Source organism: Bradyrhizobium sp., from assembly GCF_004799445.1.
Classification (GTDB): Bacteria; Pseudomonadota; Alphaproteobacteria; order Rhizobiales; family Xanthobacteraceae; genus Bradyrhizobium.
In genome coordinates, this window is the sequence record NZ_SSNA01000099.1 from 36902 (window position 1) to 55779 (window position 18878).

The 18878-nt window shown below is 61.9% G+C and carries 13 protein-coding genes; 8 read left to right on the forward strand and 5 right to left on the reverse strand.

All coding sequences use genetic code 11. From position 1 onward, the window contains the following. Nucleotides 1-53 precede the first annotated feature (53 nt). The 3 genes from E8A46_RS13185 to E8A46_RS13195 form a co-directional block, all read right to left on the reverse strand. On the reverse strand, nt 54-1508 hold the full coding sequence (locus tag E8A46_RS13185; protein WP_291561240.1) for a M20/M25/M40 family metallo-hydrolase: 1455 nt from the start codon (nt 1506-1508) through the stop codon (nt 54-56). A 156-nt stretch (nt 1509-1664) separates the two neighbouring features. Continuing rightward, on the reverse strand, nt 1665-2099 hold the full coding sequence (locus E8A46_RS13190; protein ID WP_291561242.1) for a cytochrome c: 435 nt from the start codon (nt 2097-2099) through the stop codon (nt 1665-1667). A gap of 38 nt (nt 2100-2137) precedes the next feature. Next, nucleotides 2138-3715: a flavin monoamine oxidase family protein gene (locus E8A46_RS13195; protein WP_291561244.1), complete on the reverse strand. Its 1578-nt coding sequence runs from the start codon at nt 3713-3715 to the stop codon at nt 2138-2140. Between the two features lie 203 nt (nt 3716-3918). On the opposite strand from E8A46_RS13195, the gene E8A46_RS13200 reads away from it, so the two are divergent. After that, nucleotides 3919-5112, forward strand: coding sequence for a urate hydroxylase PuuD (locus E8A46_RS13200; protein ID WP_291561372.1), 1194 nt, complete (start codon nt 3919-3921; stop codon nt 5110-5112). Nucleotides 5113-5147: 35 nt separating this feature from the next. Here the strand turns inward: E8A46_RS13200 and E8A46_RS13205 are convergent, their stop codons facing one another. Further along, entirely contained in the window at nt 5148-6353 is a 1206-nt protein-coding gene (locus E8A46_RS13205) for a BtaA family protein (protein ID WP_291561246.1), read from the reverse strand. 199 nt (nt 6354-6552) lie between these two features. Here E8A46_RS13205 and E8A46_RS13210 point away from each other — a divergent pair, with 199 nt between their 5' ends. Further along, the gene (locus E8A46_RS13210; RefSeq protein WP_291561248.1) at nt 6553-7257 is read left to right on the forward strand and encodes a class I SAM-dependent methyltransferase; all 705 of its coding nucleotides are present in this window, start codon (nt 6553-6555) and stop codon (nt 7255-7257) included. Next, nucleotides 7254-7577, forward strand: coding sequence for a multidrug efflux SMR transporter (locus E8A46_RS13215; protein WP_291561250.1), 324 nt, complete (start codon nt 7254-7256; stop codon nt 7575-7577). The genes E8A46_RS13210 and E8A46_RS13215 overlap by 4 nt, the downstream gene beginning before the upstream one ends. A 78-nt stretch (nt 7578-7655) precedes the next feature. On the opposite strand, the gene E8A46_RS13220 is transcribed toward E8A46_RS13215, so the two are convergent. After that, complete coding sequence (locus tag E8A46_RS13220; RefSeq protein WP_291561251.1) at nt 7656-8657, reverse strand: YbhN family protein; 1002 nt, start codon at nt 8655-8657, stop codon at nt 7656-7658. Between the two features lie 200 nt (nt 8658-8857). Here E8A46_RS13220 and E8A46_RS13225 point away from each other — a divergent pair, with 200 nt between their 5' ends. The 5 genes from E8A46_RS13225 (at nt 8858) to E8A46_RS13245 (ending at nt 18825) form a co-directional block, all read left to right on the forward strand. After that, the gene (locus E8A46_RS13225) at nt 8858-9079 is read left to right on the forward strand and encodes a hypothetical protein (protein ID WP_291561253.1); all 222 of its coding nucleotides are present in this window, start codon (nt 8858-8860) and stop codon (nt 9077-9079) included. A gap of 501 nt (nt 9080-9580) precedes the next feature. Further along, nucleotides 9581-10849 carry an efflux RND transporter periplasmic adaptor subunit gene (locus E8A46_RS13230; RefSeq protein WP_291561255.1) on the forward strand — a complete coding sequence of 423 codons (1269 nt, stop codon included), beginning with the start codon at nt 9581-9583 and terminating at the stop codon, nt 10847-10849. Then, complete coding sequence (locus tag E8A46_RS13235) at nt 10846-13953, forward strand: MdtB/MuxB family multidrug efflux RND transporter permease subunit (protein WP_291561257.1); 3108 nt, start codon at nt 10846-10848, stop codon at nt 13951-13953. Before E8A46_RS13230 ends, E8A46_RS13235 begins: the two co-directional genes overlap by 4 nt. Before the next feature lie 3 nt (nt 13954-13956). Beyond that, nucleotides 13957-17247 (forward strand): efflux RND transporter permease subunit, encoded by a 3291-nt coding sequence (locus E8A46_RS13240; RefSeq protein WP_291561258.1) that lies wholly within the window; start codon nt 13957-13959, stop codon nt 17245-17247. Next, nucleotides 17248-18825 (forward strand): efflux transporter outer membrane subunit, encoded by a 1578-nt coding sequence (locus tag E8A46_RS13245; RefSeq protein ID WP_291561261.1) that lies wholly within the window; start codon nt 17248-17250, stop codon nt 18823-18825. Nucleotides 18826-18878 lie beyond the last annotated feature (53 nt).

Sequence of the window (18878 nt, forward strand, 5' to 3'; positions counted from 1 at the left end):
TCAATGGCAGGACTTTCTCTATCCGGCCTGCGATTCAAGCGCGTCGGCTGCTGCTACGCACCGCCGCCGGACAACAACTTGACCAGCCGGTACAGATATTCCTCGCCTTCATAGAACGATTTCACGAGAACCCGCTCGTCCTTTCCATGGCTGCGGATGTCGTTGATATCGCCGGCAAGTCCGGAATGGCCGTAGGTCGGAATGCCGGCGTTGCGCAGATAACTCCCGTCGGTGGCGCCCGCGCTCATGGTCGGAAGCACGACAGCGCCGGGCCAGAATTCCTGCGACAATTTCCCGATCGATCCCATGATCTCCTCATGCAGCGCGGACGGCGCACTCAACACCGGCCGATCGAGCTGCGTGACGGTGATCTGGTCGTCCGCGAGCACGCGCTCCAGCGTCGCCTTGACCTCCTCGACCGGCTCGCCCGGCATGATCCGGCAATTGACCTTCGCGCTCGCCAATTGCGGCAACGCGTTGACCGCATGGCCGCCATCGAGCATCGTCGCGACGCAGGTGGTGCGCAGCTGGGCGTTATAGACCGGATTGGCCGCCAATCGGACAAACGACATCGCCGCCGGATCGGGCTTGTCTGACAACGCCGCGCGAATATCGGCCGCGGTCTGCTCGCCCTCGAATTGCGCGGTGCGCTCAAAATAAGCCCGCGTGGTTTCGTTGAGCTTCAATGGAAAGCTGAATTTGGAGAGCCGCACCAGCCCCTCCGCCAGACGATAGATCGCATTGTCCCTGGTCGGGACCGAGCTGTGGCCGCCCTTGTTCCTTACCTCAAGCTGATAGCTCAGCGAGACCTTCTCGCTGGTCTGGACGCTGTTCCTGATCGCCTTGCCGTCCTTCAGGCCGACGCCGCCGCCCTCATTCAGCGCAAACTCCGCGTCGATCAGGTCGCGATGGTTCTTGAGCAGCCATTGAATGCCCAGCGCATCGCGGTCGAGGATTTCCTCGTCGGTCTCCAGCGCGACGATGATATCGCGATCGGGCTTGTAGCCTTCCTGCCTGTAGCGGATGAGATTGGTGATGAATGCGGTCGCCATGTATTTGTCGTCGCCGCTGCCGCGCGCATAGAAATAGCCGTCCTTCTCGGTCAACTTGAACGGATCGACCGACCAGTCCTCGCGGTTGGCCGGCACCACGTCGAGATGCGCCAGCAGCAGGATCGGTTTGCGCGCGCCGGAACCACGCAACCGGGCGACCAGATTGCCCTTGCGCGGCGCCGGCGAGAACGCGTGAACGTCCGCGTCGGCAAAGCCGGCTGCCCGCAGCCGCGCCGCCATCGCTTCGGCGGCGCGCGCGGTGTCGCCGGTCGCGGTCACGGTGTTGATCTCGATCAGCTCCTTGTAGATGTCGAAGGCAAGCTGCTGTTGCGGGCTTAACCCTTCCGCGGCCGCCGGGCGCGGCAGCGCCGGCAAGATCGAAATCCAGCCGGCCAGGAATGCGATCCAAACGCCGTTCCGCGAAGTGAGGCTTCCAGGTCCGATGGCTCCGAACATCCTGCTCTCCCGACAAAGCCGCTGACGCCACAGGAATTCAGACAGGTAATCCCTTCGCTGGCAAGAGATCCGACCAGGCTCGGTTGCGGCTCAGCCATCCGATTTGGCATCGTTGCCGACGCCCGCTTCCGGCTTTTCCATGCTGCGCGTTTTTCTTTAGCGGCGGACCGCGCGCACGTCCTCTGATGTCACCGCATCCAGGTAGCGATTGCCGAAATGCGTCCGCACATAATTCACAACGGCGGCCACCTGATCGTCGCTCATCATCGCCCCGAATGGCGGCATTCCGCGCTGCCCGTTGACCACAATGCTGACGGGATATCCGCCGGCTTCGAGATTGCTGTTGCCGGCGAGCGATGGATATGTTCCGGCGCCGGTCGCGCCCTTGCCGTCGGACATGTGGCAGCCCTGGCAGATGTTGGCGAATAATTCCTCGCCGCTGTTCTCGGCGAATCTGAAGCCTGCGCTGAGAGCCGGTTCTGGCACTGAAGGCCCGCTGCCTTGTGCGTATGCGGGGAACGACAGCAGCAAGGACGCCGCCGACATCGCGACGGCGAAGCCTGCACGAAAGCTGGTGTTTTCCCGCGTCATTTGAACTGCTCCCGCCATTCCCACGCTGAAGACAGCGTCTATTGCTTGACCACGCGATCGTGCAACCGGGTGATGGCATCCAGCGACGACAAAATGGCTCCCTCCTGCCATGCCGGAATGTAGGAGGCGTGCTCGCCCGCCAGAACGATCCTGCCATCGATCTGGCAAAGGTTGTCATAATGTTGCGCCCGCGCCTCGTCGGTCCAGCGGCCGGCGCAGCCCAACGCAAACGGCACCCGATGCCACGCAACCGCGATGCCGTTGTCGTATTCGGTCCGGTATTGCGGATGAATGCGCGCGCCGAATTCGACGGCGCGCGCGACGCGCTCGACCGGCGACATTGACGTGAATTCATAGGCGTTGGGACCGTCGAACAGATAGGCGCCCAGAAGCACGCCCTTGCCGGCGCCATTGAATCCGGTGTTTGGATAGGCGATTTGCCGGACGGGCAAGTCGGTGTAACTGATGCCGCCGTAGATCGCCTCATCCTCTTCCCAGAAACGGCGCTTGAACTGCAGGCCGATCTTGACGGATGCCGAATAGGGCACCGCGTCGATGGCGGCTTTCATGCGGCGGCCCACGTCGATCGGAAGCTGGCTCAAGATCGAGAGCGGAATCGTGCAGACGCACCAATCCGCTTTGGCCTGCCGGGGTGTCGCCGGCGCATCGGGATCGGTGTAGGTCACGGTGACGCCGCGGTCGTCCTGCTGAATCCGGGTCACCTTCGCGCCGTAGCGAATGAGGTCGCCGACCTCCCTGGCAAATGCCTTGCCGATCATGTCCATGCCACCGACCGGCTGAAACATCGTGGCCTGGAAGGTATGCAGCGCGAAATTCTGCAGATAGCGCCAGAGCCGCGATTTGAGGATTTCCGAGAGATCGACGGGTTCGCCCGGGACCGGCTCGGCGCCAAGGCCGCCGCCTGGCGCTCGGGCATAGCCGCGAAAGTCACCGGAAATGAGGTTGGCCTTGTAGGCATAGTCGCCGTCGAGCGCGCCCCAACTTCGCAGCGCCTGCATCAGGATTTCGCGGTCTTCCTTCGACACGGCTTCGTCAAGCCTGCCCTGCTGGGTGGCCTTGGCGAGCAATTCGGAAACCTGGCCCTGGAAATCCGTCTTGATGTCGCGGATGCGCTGCGGAACGCCGGCAAAAGCCCCGGCGGCATGCAGGTATGCGTTGTGATTAAGCTGGATGAACGGCTCGAGCGTGACACCGAGGCGCTTGCAGTAATCGAGAAGCGCACGGTGGTGATAGGGAATCCGCCATGGCCCGGGATTGATATAGAGACCTTGTTCGAACTCGCAGGTCTGCCGGAAGCCGCCGAGTTCCGTGAACGAATCCCCGCCCCGCAGCGTCCAGTTGCGGCCGCCTGCCCGGCTGTTGAACTCCAGCACCCGGACGTCGTATCCCGCCTTGCGCAACTCCAGCGCCGCCGTCATGCCGGCAAGTCCGGCGCCGAGGATGAGCACGGAGGCGCCCCTCGGGTCGCCCTCGAGCCTGATCGGACCTTTGTATCCAGAGTCCGACGCAAACCCGAGACTCGTCATCGCATGATACATCGCCGCGCTGCCTGACACCGCTCCGATCAAAGCGAGCAGGTCGCGCCGCGTAACCATTGCACGTTCGGTTTGCATCGTGCTCAATTCGTCATCGACACCGCATATTGGATCACGGCCAGAACGGAGACACTATTATATTGTATGTCAAGGGCCGGGCTTTTATCGTTGGTGAGCATTTTTTCGATTGATCCATCGAGGTTTCTTGTTTTGATGACGTATCGGCATTCACTGGCGCAGTATTCGAGAGCAAAACAACAATGATGTGGGAATCGATACTGACGGAATGGGCAAGCCTGATCTTGCGTTGGCTGCACGTGGTGGCGGCCGTCGGCTGGATCGGCAGTTCATTCTATTTCATTCACCTCGACCTTAGCCTGAAAAAGCGCAGCGATCTGCCCGAGGGGGCTTACGGCGATGCCTGGCAGGTCCATGGCGGCGGCTTTTATCGGATCGTGAAGTTTCTGGTCGCGCCGTCCAAAATGCCCGACGAGCTGACCTGGTTCAAATGGGAAGCCTATACCACGTGGTTGTCCGGCTTCGCTCTGATGGTCGTCGTCTACTATCTCGACGCGGAATTATTCCTGGTCGACAAATCGATCCTGAACCTCACTCCCCTGCAGGCTGGAATGTTTAGCCTGGGCAGCCTGGTCCTGGCATGGCTGCTCTATGAGGGCGCGTGCAGATCGGGGTTGGCGCGGCACGAACTGCCCTTTGCGCTGGGCGGTTACGTGTTCCTTGTCGTCCTCACCTATGCATTCACCCACGTCCTGAGCGGCCGCGGCGCGTTCAATCAGATCGGAGCGATCGTCGGGACCATCATGGTCGCCAACGTATTCGTGGTGATCATTCCAAACCAGAAGAAGGTCGTCGCGGCCCTGCTTGCCGGTCAGACGCCCGACCCGAACCTCGGCATGCAAGGCAAGCAGCGATCGGTTCACAACAATTACCTGACCTTGCCGGTGATCGTGCTGATGATCAGCAATCACTATCCGCTGCTGTTCGCCACACGCTACAACTGGCTGATCGTTGCGATCGTGCTGGCGCTCGGTCCGATCATCCGGCATTTCTTCAATGAGCGGCATGCGGACCGAAAATCGCCGTGGTGGGTGTGGGGGGTCGCCGGTGCCGGCATGATCGCCATCGCGTTGCTTTCCGCGGCCGGTCCGCGGGACATCAAGACCGGCTCGCTGTCGATCGCACCGACCTTCGCCAACGTTGAAGAGATCGTTCAGTCACGCTGCAGTATGTGCCACGGCGCGGAGCCGGTTTGGCAATCGATCGTCACCGCACCAAGAGGAATCCTGCTCGACCAATCCGATCATATCCGCCGCAACGCCCGCCTGATCGGGCGTAACGCGGCGTGGTCGAGCGCGATGCCGCCGGGCAATGTAACCGAGATGACCGGTGAAGAGCGGGCGCTGATCGCAGCATGGCTTGGAGCCGGCGCGAAATAAAGGGCGGGCGGCCACCGTGCCCGCAAGAGGCGCGGTCAACGCCTTCCGTAGCAGTGGAAGCCGCCATAAATTCCCGATCGATCCTGCGCAAAGCCGACCGCGCTTCGCTCCTCGTCACGACGCCAGATCTGCCGCAATGACGCGAGCTCTGCGTTCTCCAGCGGAGATTCGACGCCGGCGGTGCGAAAGATCACGCGAACGTTGTCGCTGCCGGTGCGATCGATCGCGTTCCACAGCGAGCGGATCTCCTCCGGCGCCATCCAATCCTGCGAGTCCAGCAGAATGACGGCATCGACCTCCCGCGCCGGGAGGCTTTCCAGGAACAGCCGTAAATTGGCGTGGACCGGAATGATCAATCCGGCACCGTTGCGCATGCGCTCAAACTGGCAAGCCTGCAAATAAGGCGGCAGGCAGCGATCGCCGGGACCGGGGTAGCCGCGATGCAGCGCCTGCCAGGCAAAATAATTCGTCTCGTTGGGGTGACCGTTGATCAGGCGCAGCAGCCGTTGGTGCAGCACCTCGTTGAGCGGCGCGCCGCCGCCCAGCAGAGCCCGCTGCTGCGGCGGAATGCCGAGGCTGAACAGCAAGGCCGGGGTGCCCGTGATCAGCCGGGCCAGTGACCCGTGAAACAGGCGATCCAGACGGTTCAGCGCCTCAATGCGCTCGGGCGCGTCCGGCTTGCCGTTCAACAGCGCCGCAAGATCGATCCCGGCGAATTTCGCCAGCAAATGGGCAAGGCCGATGAAGCGGCCGAGCATGCCATGGCGATAGAACCCGTCTGTAAAATAGGCATACCGCGGACGTCCAATGACGTTGCGCTTGTCCCAGTAAGCGCGCGCCTCCCCGTCAAGCATCGGCCGCAGCCGCTCCCGATAGAGTCCGGTGTTGGAAAGCGAGGCAGCCTCGCCGAAAAACTGCCAGAATTCGGCATAGCTGGAGCAGGCACGAATACCGGCAAGCTTGAGCTTGAGCAGCGAAAGGTGCGCTTCATTGAGGTCGACCGCGTAGACCTGAGCCGGTTGCGCGGTGAGATACGACAGCGCGTTGCACCCGCCGGACGAGATGGTGACGATGGTCGATCCCAGCGGCAATCGCAACGCCGCCAGATCGGCGACCGGGTCCTCCCAGATCTGGGTATAGACCAGGCGGCGAAACCAGAACGCGAAAAGCCTGTCCCAGACCGTTGCTTCAGCCTCGCCTCTGCTGTTGCGGACTGCATCCGCGATGAGCTGCGTGTTCATCCATCCCCCGAATCAACAATCTGACAAACGTATCGCGGGCTCGCTGCAGTTTTGCGACAGAAGGCGGATGTCAACATCGGTGGGGATTGAGCCGCCTGCCGGTATTTTTGCGGGCCCCTGTGTTGCCTATCCATTGTCACACCCCTGTCGCGCGAACATCGCATGGAGTGAGCGATCACAAGCGAGATGAGGTGCATGGATGCCTGCGTATTTCCAGGATATCGGCGCAGATTCCTCGTGGCCGGTCGAAGCAACGCGCCGCATGAACCGGATGTACCGCCGGCAGCGGCACATCTACGACGGAACGCGGCGCTACTACCTGCTCGGCCGTGACCAGATGATATCGCGCCTGCGGCCGGAGGCCGGCGCGAGCGTGCTGGAAATCGGCTGTGGAACCGGCAGAAACCTGGTGTTGGCGGCCCGGATTTACCCCGATGCACGATTTTTCGGCATTGATGTCTCGACCGAAATGCTGACTACCGCCATCGCAGCCATCTCGCGTGCCGGCCTCAACCGCCGCGTTCGCGTCGCGCATGGCGATGGATCGGCGTTTGATCCGCAGCGCTCGTTAGGCATCCCCCAGTTCGGCCACGTGATGATTTCCTATAGCCTTTCGATGATCCCCGACTGGCGCCGCGTGCTCGGCGCGGCCGCTGTTCATCTCAAGCCTGGCGGCCGTCTGCACGTCGTCGATTTCGGCCGTCAACGGCAATGGCCGGGAATTGCCCGCCTGCTGCTGCGGCGATGGCTTGCGATGTTCGACGTTACGCCGCGCGACGATCTCGAGCAGGTGTTGTCGGCAATGGCCGATCGCTCCGGCGCCCAACTGAGGTTCGAACGCCCGTTCCGTGATTATGCCCAGTACGGCGTGCTGACATTTCCGGCGGAGCCGGGGACACCGTGAGCCCGTGGCTCGCATTAATTGCAGCCGGATTTCTTGAGATCGCCTGGGCATTTGGTTTGAAATATTCCGACGGTCTCACCCGGTTCTGGCCCACCGCCGCAACCGTGGTCGCGATCCTGCTCAGCTTCGCCCTGATGGCGCTTGCATTGCGGTCACTGCCGTTTGGAACGGCGTATGCGATATGGACGGGGATCGGTGCCGCCGGCAGCATCATTGTCGGAATGGTGATCTTCAGCGAGCCCACCGATCCCGTTCGAATCATCTGCCTGACGCTGATCGTCGCCGGGATGGTGGGGCTCAAGCTCAATTCGCCGGTATGAGACGCCGCAGCGACTTTATAGCGTTTTCGAGCGAAGTGGATACCGGTTCGCGCAAAGAAAACGCGTCAAAATAAAAATCTACAAATTTCGCCTCGCGCGCAAACTTCGCCACCCTTCCACGCCGCCGAACAGACCGAGCGCGATCACAAAAGGGAGGAAATGATACAACAGCCGGAACATGAGAAGCGCCGCAATCAACGGCTCCTTGTCGTCGCCGCCAAGCCCGATCAGAATTGTTGCATCGAATACACCGATTCCCGCCGGCGCGTGGCTCGCGAAGCCCAATAAAGTGGCGGCAATGAAGACGGCCATGATCGGGAGAATCCCGATATTCGGTCCGGCCGGAATCAGCACATACATGGCAAGCGCCGCCGCGCCGAGATCGAAAATCCCGATCACGATCTGCAGCAGCACTATCGGTCCGGAGGGAAGCCGCACCGGCCAGCGTCTTGTCCCGAGTGTCCTGGGAGAAAACCAGCACCAGGCGAGGAAACCGACCACCCCGAGAAGCAGCGCGGCTGCCAGGCATCGATTGACCTGCGGCGGCAGGAAGTCGATCACGCTGATGGCGTCGGGGGCACAAAGCAGGCCGAATCCGAGGGTCGTTAGATTGCCCAGCCAGAAGGTGAGCCCGGTCAGAAAGCAGATGTTCGCCACATCGAACGCGCCAAGGCCATGGTGCGAATAGATTCGATAACGGATGATGGGTGAAACCAGCGAAACCGCACCTACGCCGTGCGCGATCGGATAGCTGGTGAAACTCGCCAGAGCCGCGATCCGATACGGAACGTCGCTGCGGCCGATCGTGCGAAGCGCCAACAGGTCATAGAGCGTCAAGCTACCGTATGAAGTGACCACCAGCATCGCGGCCAGCGCGATGAGGCCGGCATTGGTGTGCCGGATAACCTCGAACACGTCGTTGTAGTCGACGTTCCTGAGCGTGTGCGTCAGCGCATAAATGGCGGCCGCGGCGATGGCAATGCTGAGGACGATACCCAGGCCCTTCAGCCTGGCGCCGCTGCCGGGCGGCTTTGGCAGCACCGTGACTTTCAGGACGTTCATCCGTTCGGCCAGCGACATCAAATATCGTGCCGTCTGATTCGGGGTGATCGATACCGTCCATTGACACGTTGATGTGACAGCCGCGTTACTGATTATTTTTTGCGCCTGGCGATTCAAGAATAGTTGTGCGGTGACCGAAATCTCGACGCATTGTGGTCGCACCGCGTTCACGCCGGCTTTGTAAGAAATCCGCGATAAGCCAACCTCTTTGAGGCAGCATGAACGACGAAATCGACTTCAACCTCACGCCGGACCAATGGGAAACGCTTAAGGGGCTTCGTGCGCCGACATCGCGACTTTCTGCGCTGAATCGATTCGTGCTCAATGATCTCGTCGCACTCGGCCTCGCGGCGGTGAGCGACAACATGCCGGTCATTACGCCGAAGGGACGCAAGGTCCTGATCAGGGGCTCGTCGCGATTATGGGACGTAGCGGCCTGACGTTCGGCCATTCCCGGCTTCGACCATTGCCGAACTCCATCCTGGTGGCCGCCGACGCCGTTCCTGCCGGTGCGGCGAGAATTTGACCCGGTCTCGCCCGACTCTTGTCGTTCGGCCCGCCCGACGGGAGTCCATGGGTCCACATCCCGCCCAAGCCCTCCGAACCGTTCCCACCCTCACTGGAGCCAATACCTCGGCCCCAAGACCCCGAATCTGCGCTCCGGCGCGGCCTTGTGGCGGACGTTGGATAGGTTCAAAATACGCGATGTTGGCTCAAATACGCCTTTTGATCGCCCCCGGCGATGAAGCGCTCCGGGAGGTTTGCGGATTGGCTGGCAGCCTTGGTCTGAACCGAAAAGTGCAATCCTTTCCGATTGTTAATGCGACAACTTCAGGCGGAGGCGTTCAAATGCGGTTCGCCGAGAACCTCGGTGCCAGCGCTGACGACACATTGCGGGAAATCGCTGCGACCGCACAAAACACCCATCCGATGGCAGGTTCATGAACCAACCGATAAAATCTCTCAAGGAAGCGCCCTCCATTGGGCCTTCACAGATTGCCAAGCCCCGATCCCGCCGACGGCTGGTTCTGTCCTCCATCCTGGCTCTGCTGATTCTCGCCGGCATCGTCTGGTGGAGCAGGCAAGGCAGTGCGCCACAGCAGGCCGGCGGCGGCCGGAATGCCGCGCCGATGTCAATCGTGCCCGAGGTTGTCGGCAAGGGCGATATCGGGATCAACCTCAATGCCCTCGGCACCGTGAGCTCGCTCGCGACTGTCACCATCAGGACCCAGATCAGCGGCTATTTGATGAAAGTCGTCTTCAAGGAAGGCGATGAAGTCAAGAAAGGCGATCTGCTCGCCGAAATCGATTCCCGGCCCTATGAAGCGACCCTGGCGCAAGCCAAGGGGCAACTCGCGCGCGACGAGGCGATGCTGAAAGGCGCACAGGTCGATCTGACCCGCTACCAGGGATTGGCGGCGCAGAACGCCGTGCCGCATCAGACGCTGGACACCCAAATCGCCCTGGTCGCGCAGGACCAGGGAACGGTCGAAGCCGACCGCGCAGCGGTGAAGTCCGCCGAGGTGAATCTGCAATATTGCCGAATCGTATCGCCGCTGGACGGCCGCGTCGGGCTACGCCAGGTCGACCAGGGCAACTATGTGACGCCCGGTGACGCCAGCGGCCTGGTTGTCATCACGCAGTTGAAGCCGATCAGCGTCCTGTTCACGGTGCCCGAGGATAACCTCCAGGCCATTTCGAAGCGCATCCAGGCTGGCGCCGCACTGCCCGCAGCCGCCTATGATCGCAGCGGCGCCACCAAGATCGCCGACGGCACGCTCCAGACCTTCGACAGCCAGATCGATCAGACCACCGGAACGATCAAGCTAAGGGCGCAGTTTTCGAACGAAACCGAAACACTCTACCCAAATCAGTTCGTCAACATCCGGCTGCTGCTGGACACCCACAAGGACGTTACGACGATCTCGACGGCAGGTATCCAGCGCGGCGTGCCGGGCACGTTCGTCTACCTCGTCAATGCCGACAGCACGGTATCGGTGCGCCCGATCCAGCTCGGTGTGACCGATGGCGATCGTGTCGAGGTTCGCTCCGGCTTGACGCCGGGCGAGCGCATCGTGATCGATGGCGCCGACAAACTGCGTGACGGCGCCAAGATCAACGTGCGCTCGGAGACTGTCCCAAGTCAGCCTTCAGACGCGGATAAGTCGGGCGCCAAGAAGCGGCGTTCCGAAAGCGGACAGAAACGATGAGCCCGTCGCAGCCGTTCATTTTACGGCCGGTGGCAACTACCTTGCTGATGATCGCCATCATGCTGTCCGGCATGCTGGCGTTCAGGTTCCTGCCGGTCGCCGCACTGCCGGAGGTGGACTACCCGACCATCCAGGTCCAGACTTTCTATCCCGGCGCCAGTCCGGACGTGATGACATCGTCCATCACCGCTCCGCTGGAGGTGCAGTTCGGGCAAATGCCGAATCTCAACCAGATGAGCTCGGTGAGTTCGGCGGGAGCGTCCGTCATTACCCTGCAGTTCGGGCTGACGATTTCCCTCGACGTGGCGGAACAGGAGGTGCAGGCCGCGATCAATGCCGCAGGCAATCTGCTTCCCGCCGACCTGCCGGCGCCGCCGATTTATGCCAAGGTGAACCCGGCCGATGCGCCGATCCTGACCCTGGGACTGACCTCGAAAACGATGCCGCTGACGCAGGTCGAGGATTTCGTTGACACCCGTCTGGCACAGAAGATCTCCCAGCTTCCCGGCGTCGGGCTCGTCAGCCTCAGCGGCGGCCAAAGACCGGCGGTACGCGTTCGCGCCGATATCCGCAAACTGGCCGCCTACGGACTCAATATCGACGATCTGCGCACCACCCTTGGCAACGCCAACATCAATACGCCAAAGGGAAACTTCGATGGCTCGATGCGCGCCTACACCATCAACGCCAATGACCAGATCAGGAACGCCAACGACTACAAGACATTGATCGTCGCCTACAAGAATGGCTCGCCGGTACGGCTCAGCGACGTCGGCGAGGTCGTCGATGGCGCGCAGAACGACAAGCTCGGCGCCTGGATGAACGAAACGCCGGCGATCATCCTGAATATCCAGCGGCAGCCCGGCGCCAACGTCATCTCGGTGGTCGAGGGCATCAAGGCGCTGCTGCCGCAACTGCAGGCCTCGCTGCCGGCCGCGATCGACGTCAACATTCTGACCGACCGAACCATCACCATCCGCGCTTCGGTGCAGGATGTGGAGTTTGAGCTGACGCTCGCGGTGATCCTGGTGGTGCTGGTGATCTTCGTGTTCCTGCGCAATGCGCGGGCCACCTTGATCCCGAGCCTCTCGGTTCCGCTGTCGCTGGTCGGCACGCTCGGCGCCATGTATCTGTTCGGCTTCAGCCTCAACAATCTCTCGCTGATGGCCCTGACCATCGCCACCGGCTTCGTGGTCGATGACGCCATCGTCGTGATCGAGAACATCTCGCGCTACCTCGAAGAGGGCGACACCCCGTTGCAGGCAGCACTTCGCGGCTCCGAACAGATCGGCTTCACCATCATCTCGCTGACGGTGTCGCTGATTGCGGTGCTGATCCCCCTCCTCTTCATGGGAGATGTGGTCGGCCGGCTGTTCAGGGAATTCGCCATTACGCTTTCGGTCACCATTCTGATCTCGGCGGTGGTCTCACTGACGCTGGTGCCGATGGCCTGCGCCAAGCTGCTCAAGCCCGAGACGGAGGCGCACGAAAACGCCTTTCAGCGTTACAGCCGCGAAGGGTTCGACCGGATCATCGAGATTTACGGCCGCATGCTCAACTGGGTGCTCGACCGTCAGACCTTCGTACTGATGATCGCGCTCGGCACGTTCGTCCTGACCGCTCTGCTCTACGTGGTCATTCCGAAGGGCTTCTTTCCGCTTCAGGATACCGGCGTCATCCAGGCGATCTCCGAGGCGCCGCAATCCGTCTCCTACGCGGCGATGGCGGAACGCCAGCAGCAACTCGCCAGCACCATCCTCAAGGATCCCGATGTCGAAAGTCTTTCTTCCTTTATCGGCGTGGACGGAACAAATACCACCCTCAACAGCGGCCGGATCCTGATCAATCTCAAACCACGTGACGCCCGCAAGTCCGACATAGCGACCGTCATGCGGCGCATTCAGAACAGCACCGCAGCGCTGACAGGCGTCACGCTCTACATGCAGCCGGTTCAGGATCTGACGATCGAGGGCACCGTCAGCAAGACGCAATACCAGTTCATCCTCCAGGACGCAGATCCGGTCCAGCTTGCCGAATGGACCCCCAAACTGGTCGACAAACTGAGGCAGCTTCCGCAGCTTGGAGACGTCGCCAGCGATATCTCCAATCAGGGGCTATCGATCTACGTTGAAATCGATCGCGATCAGGCCGCGCGTTTCGGGATTACGCCGGCGACAATCGACAATGCGCTCTACGACTCCTATGGCCAGCGCATCGTCTCCACCATCTTCACCAATTCGAACCAGTACCGCGTCATCCTCGAGGCCGATCCGAGCCTGCAAAAATCCCTGCAATCGCTGTCGGATATTTATCTTCCTTCCTCCGTCGGCAGCACGCTGGTGCCGCTGGCCGTCATGGCCAAGTTTCGCGAGGAAACCGCGCCGCTGCAGGTCTCGCATCTCGGGCAGTTTCCCGCATCCACAGTTTCCTTCAACCTGGCGCCGGGCGCTTCCCTCGGCGAGGCGGTGACGGCTATCAAGCAGGCGCAGGCCGAGATCGGCCTGCCGCTCAGCGTGATCAGCAGCTTTCAGGGCGCCGCGCTGGCGTTCCAGTCCTCCCTGTCAAATCAGCTTTTCCTGATCCTGGCGGCGATCGTCACCGTCTATATCGTGCTCGGCGTTCTCTATGAGAGCTTCATCCATCCCCTCACCATCCTTTCGACGCTGCCATCCGCCGGAATCGGCGCGCTGCTGGCGCTGATGGCCGCCGGCGACGAGCTCACCATCGTCGCCATCATCGGAATTATCCTTCTGATCGGCATCGTGAAGAAAAACGCGATCATGATGATCGACTTCGCGCTCGACGCCGAGCGCCAGGAGGGCAAACCGCCGCGGGAGGCGATCTACCAGGCCTGCCTGCTGCGGTTCCGGCCGATCCTGATGACGACAATGGCGGCCGTGCTGGGCGCATTGCCGCTGATGCTCGGAACGGGTGCGGGTTCCGAATTGCGGCACCCCCTCGGGATTTCCATCGTCGGCGGCCTTCTGGTCAGCCAATTGCTGACCCTGTTTACGACGCCGGTGATCTATCTCTGGTTCGATCGGCTGGCGACGCGGTTTGCAGGACCGTCGGGCGAAGCCGGCCCCGCGAACGAATTGACCTGAGCCATGGGCCCGTCAACGCCCTTCATCCGCCGGCCGATCGCAACGACGTTGCTGACCTTCGGTCTAGCGGCGGCGGGCGCCGTGGCGTTCTTCAAGCTGCCGGTCTCGCCGCTGCCGCAGGTCGATTTTCCGACCATTTCGGTACAGGCGACCCTGCCGGGCGCGAGCCCCCAGGATGTCGCGACCACCGTCGCCAGCCCGCTTGAGCGTCACCTCGGGCAGATCGCCGACGTCACCGAGATGACCTCGTCGAGCACGGTGGGAGCCGCCCGCATCACCCTGCAGTTCGGCCTCAACCGCGACATCAACGGCGCGGCGCGCGACGTGCAGGCCGCCATCAACGCGGCGCGCGCCGACCTTCCGACCAGCCTGCGAACCAATCCGACCTACCGCAAGGTCAATCCCGCCGACGCGCCGATCATGGTCCTGACCCTGACTTCCGACACCAAGACCCGCGGCGATCTCTATGACGCGGCATCGACCGTCCTGGCGCAGAAGCTGTCGCAGGTCGAGGGGATCGGCGAAGTCGTGGTCGGCGGCAGCTCGCTGCCCGCGGTGAGAGCCGAACTCATTCCGCAGGCGCTTTACAAATACGGCATTGGTCTGGAGGACGTGCGGGCCGCGCTCGCCAGCGCCAATGCGCACAGCCCGAAGGGCGGAATCGACGTCGCAGGTCAGCGTTACCAGATCTATGCCAACGACCAGGCCAACAAGGCCGACGACTACAAATCCCTGATCCTCGCCTATCGAAATGGCGCGCCGGTCCATCTCTCGGATGTCGGCGATGTAACCGATTCGGTCGAGAACCTGCGAAACGCCGGGCTGTCGAACGGAAAGCCGGCCGTGCTGATCATCCTCTACAGACAGCCGGGCGCGAACATCATCAGCACCGTTGATCTGGTAAAGGCGCTGATGCCTCAGCTCAGGGCGTCGATTTCACCCGCCATCGACGTCACTGTGGCAGTCGACCGTTCGACGACCATTCGCACCTCGTTGCGCGACGTCGAACGGACCCTGATACTGGCCGTGCTGCTGGTGATCGTCGTGGTTTTCGCGTTCCTGCGAAACCTGCGCGCGACGCTGGTGCCGGTTGTGGCCGTTTCGGTATCGCTGATCGCGACATTCGCCGTGATGTATTTGATGGGCTACAGTCTCGACAATCTGTCGCTCATGGCGCTCACGGTTGCGACCGGATTCGTCGTCGACGATGCCATCGTCGTTCTCGAGAACATCACCCGCTATATCGAGAACGGCATGACCCCGCTGGAAGCATCGCTGAAGGGGGCCAACGAGGTCGGCTTCACCGTGCTTTCGATGAGCATCTCGCTGATCGCCGTCTTCATTCCGATCCTGCTGATGGGCGGCATCGTCGGTCGCCTGTTCCGCGAATTTGCGATGGTGATCTCGATATCGATCATGATTTCGCTCGCGATTTCGCTGGCGACCACGCCGATGATGTGCGCCGTGCTGCTCCGCAGCGATAGCGGCGAGAGGCATGGACGGCTTTATCGCGCCAGCGAACGCTTCTTCGAGGCAATGCTGAACGCCTACCGGCGGACCCTGACCATCGCGCTCCAGCATCCCGGCTCGATGATGCTGATTCTCGCCACGGTGCTGGGTCTCAATTTCTATCTCTATGGCGTCATCCCCAAGGGCTTCTTCCCGCAGCAGGACACCGGGCGTCTGGTCGGCTCGATCCAGGCGGACCAGAGCATCTCGTTCCAGCTGATGCAGCAAAAGCTGACGCAATTCGTCACCATCATCAAGAACGATCCCGCGGTCGAAACCGTCGTCGGGTTCACCGGCGGGGGTCAAACCAATTCCGGTTTCATGTTCGTTTCGCTGAAGCCGCTCGGCGAACGCCAGATCTCCGCGGACGGAGTCATCGGGCGGTTGCGGCGTGAAATGGCGGTTGTTCCGGGCGCAACCCTGTTTCTGCAGGCCGTGCAGGATATCCGCGTCGGTGGCCGGGCCAGCAATGCGCAGTATCAATTCACGTTGCAGGGCCCCACCTTTGAGGAACTCAACGAATGGTCGCCGAAGATCGCGGCCGCGCTGCAGGGCGATCCGAACCTCACGGACGTCAACAGCGACCAGCAAAACAAGGGGCTCGAGTCCGATCTAGTCATTGACCGGGACGCTGCCGCTCAATTGGGGATCACCGTCAGCCAGATCGACAACACGCTCTATGACGCGTTCGGCCAGCGCCAGGTATCGACCATCTATGTAGCCCGCAACCAATATCATGTGATCATGGAGGTCGCGCCGCAATACTGGCAAAATCCGGAAACGCTGAAGGACGTTTACGTCAGCACATCCGGCGCCGCGGTCGGCGGGTCGCAGGCAACCAATGCGGTGGCGGGAACCGTCGCGACGTCGGCAAAGTCAGCCTCGGCCACCTCCGCCAACGCCCAGGCCGCCCGAAATCTCGCGACCAATTCGATTGGCGCCACCGGCAAGGGAGTGGCCTCCACCGGCTCGGCGGTCAGCACAAACCAGGAAACCATGATACCGCTGTCGGCTGTCGCGCATTTCACGCGGGGGGCGACCCCGCTCGCTGTCAATCATCAAGGCCTGCTGGTCGCCAACACCATTTCGTTCAACTTGCCGCCAGGCGGATCGCTCAGCACGGCCGTCGCCTCGGTCGAGGCCGCCATGAACCGGATCGGCGTTCCCGCAACAGTTCGCGGGACGTTCCAGGGTACCGCGAAGGCGTTTCAGGATTCGCTCAGCAATCAGCCCTATCTCATCCTGGCGGCTCTGGTCACGATCTACATCGTGCTCGGCGTGCTGTACGAAAGCTACGTCCATCCCCTGACGATCTTGTCCACATTGCCGTCCGCCGGGGTGGGCGCGCTTCTCGCCTTGATGGCGTTCAACACCGAATTCAGTATTATGGCGCTGATTGGGGTCATTCTGCTGATCGGAATCGTAAAAAAGAACGCCATCATGATGATCGATTTTGCGCTCGACGCGGAGCGCAGACGTGGGCTCAGCCCGCTTGATGCCATCCACGAAGCTTGCATGCTCCGCTTCCGGCCGATCATGATGACGACCATGGCGGCCATGCTCGGCGCCCTGCCCCTTGCCATCGGCATCGGCGATGGCGGCGAGCTTCGACAGCCGCTGGGTATCGCAATTGTCGGTGGACTCATTCTGAGCCAGGTGCTGACGCTCTATTCAACGCCGGTCATCTACCTGTATATGGACCGGTTCCGGTCATGGAGCCGACGTCTCCGGGGCGGCGGTACAACACCGCTGGCGCCTGATGCCACGCTGCAACCGGGCGAGTAGATGGCAGTAGTCACACCCATGATCGGTAAGGTTCTCGAACGTAGCTTGCGTGAATTCGCATTTCGGGAACCCACGCGCAAGGTGGCGCCGAATTCGGTCGCCCCGGCGCGGCTTGGCCACCGGGCGTGCATGGCTGTCTTCGCGCTTTTGCTCGCTCCGGCGCTGTCCGGCTGCATCCTTGGGACCGAACGGCCCGACCTCAACCTCGAGGTGCCCGCAGGGTATCGCGAAGCAGGCCGCGGTGCGCCCGACGCCCATGTTCCGGCACTGGATTGGTGGCGCGGCTTCCGCTCCAGCGAGCTGACCGCGCTGATGGACGCGGCGCAAATCTACAATCTCGACGTCGCGGTGGCGATTGCCCAGATCGTGCAGGCCGACGCCCAGGTGGGCGTCGCGGGGGCCCCCCTGCTGCCGTCGGCCACCGGAACGTCAACGGCTGAGCAGATCCGCAGCGTGTCCTCCAATTTTGGTGGCGGCAGTGGCTTTTCGACGACGTTCTCGCAGTACAGCCTTGGGCTTACCGCAAGTTACATGATCGATTTCTGGGGCAAGAACCGCGCTACGCTCTATGCTGCCGAGGAGAATGCAACCTCGGCCCGGTACAATCGCGAAGTCGTGACGCTCACAACGATCGCGACCGTCGCCAACACCTATTTCCAGATTCTCGCCGCACAGGATGAGCTGCGCGTCGCGCGCCGGAACCTCGCTGCGGCCGAGCGGATTCTTGCACTGATCAAGCAGCAGTTTGCCGGCGGCACCGCATCGCAGCTCGACCTGTCGCAACAGGAAGCACTGGTGTCGACCGAGCGCGCCGCCATTCCCCCTCTTGAGATCATCTTGAGGCAGAACATCGCGGCCCTTGCCCTGCTGGTCGCACGAGCACCGGCGAATTTCATGGTGAAGGGCGGAACGATGACGCAGATTGCGATTCCCCGCGTCACGCCGGGGATGCCCTCAGAGCTGCTCAACCAAAGGCCAGACATCCGTCAGGCCGAAGCGCTGCTTGCGTCTTCCAATTTCAGCGTCGAAGCGGCGCGCGCCGCGTTCTTCCCCCAGATACAGTTGACGGCCCAAACCGGCGTCCAGAGCGCGGCGCTCGCATCCCTGTTTGGACCGGGCGCATGGTTCTATACATTGTCCGCGGGGCTGACCCAGCCGCTGTTCGATGGCTTCCTGCTGGAGAGCCAACTGAAGCAGGCGAAAGGCGTGCAACTGCAAAATCTGCAGGCCTATCGCAAGGCGGTGCTGTCGGCCTTCGCTGACGTCGAAAAGGCGCTCGTTGCGCTCTCGCAATCCACCTTGCAGGAGCGCCTCCAGATCGAAGCCGTGGCCAATTCCCGCAAGGCTTTTGAGGTATCCGAAACCCAGTTGCGCGCCGGCACGGTCAATCTCATTACGGTGCTGCAGACCCAGCAAACGCTTCTCATCGCCGAGAACACGCTGGCGCAGGTGCGGCTGACCAAGTTGCTCGCGGCCAGCAGCCTGTTTCAGGCACTGGGCGGCGGATGGACCCCGACCGGGGAGTTGTCTTTGCTGCAACCGCAGGATGGCCCGACACCCGCGCGGCCGGCAAACTAGCCATCGCCGGCAAACGCGGCGATCGCCGGGTCAGCCGTTTGTCTCGGCCTCTC

Bases quoted from the DNA above. Each gene is read 5' to 3' on its own strand.
- E8A46_RS13185 (WP_291561240.1), bottom strand. From the start codon at position 1,508: ATGTTCGGAGCCATCGGACCTGGAAGCCTCACTTCGCGGAACGGCGTT.
- E8A46_RS13190 (WP_291561242.1), bottom strand. From the start codon at position 2,099: ATGACGCGGGAAAACACCAGCTTTCGTGCAGGCTTCGCCGTCGCGATG.
- E8A46_RS13195 (WP_291561244.1), bottom strand. From the start codon at position 3,715: ATGGTTACGCGGCGCGACCTGCTCGCTTTGATCGGAGCGGTGTCAGGC.
- E8A46_RS13200 (WP_291561372.1), top strand. From the start codon at position 3,919: ATGTGGGAATCGATACTGACGGAATGGGCAAGCCTGATCTTGCGTTGG.
- E8A46_RS13205 (WP_291561246.1), bottom strand. From the start codon at position 6,353: ATGAACACGCAGCTCATCGCGGATGCAGTCCGCAACAGCAGAGGCGAG.
- E8A46_RS13210 (WP_291561248.1), top strand. From the start codon at position 6,553: ATGCCTGCGTATTTCCAGGATATCGGCGCAGATTCCTCGTGGCCGGTC.
- E8A46_RS13220 (WP_291561251.1), bottom strand. From the start codon at position 8,657: ATGTCGCTGGCCGAACGGATGAACGTCCTGAAAGTCACGGTGCTGCCA.
- E8A46_RS13225 (WP_291561253.1), top strand. From the start codon at position 8,858: ATGAACGACGAAATCGACTTCAACCTCACGCCGGACCAATGGGAAACG.
- E8A46_RS13230 (WP_291561255.1), top strand. From the start codon at position 9,581: ATGAACCAACCGATAAAATCTCTCAAGGAAGCGCCCTCCATTGGGCCT.
- E8A46_RS13235 (WP_291561257.1), top strand. From the start codon at position 10,846: ATGAGCCCGTCGCAGCCGTTCATTTTACGGCCGGTGGCAACTACCTTG.
- E8A46_RS13240 (WP_291561258.1), top strand. From the start codon at position 13,957: ATGGGCCCGTCAACGCCCTTCATCCGCCGGCCGATCGCAACGACGTTG.
- E8A46_RS13245 (WP_291561261.1), top strand. From the start codon at position 17,248: ATGGCAGTAGTCACACCCATGATCGGTAAGGTTCTCGAACGTAGCTTG.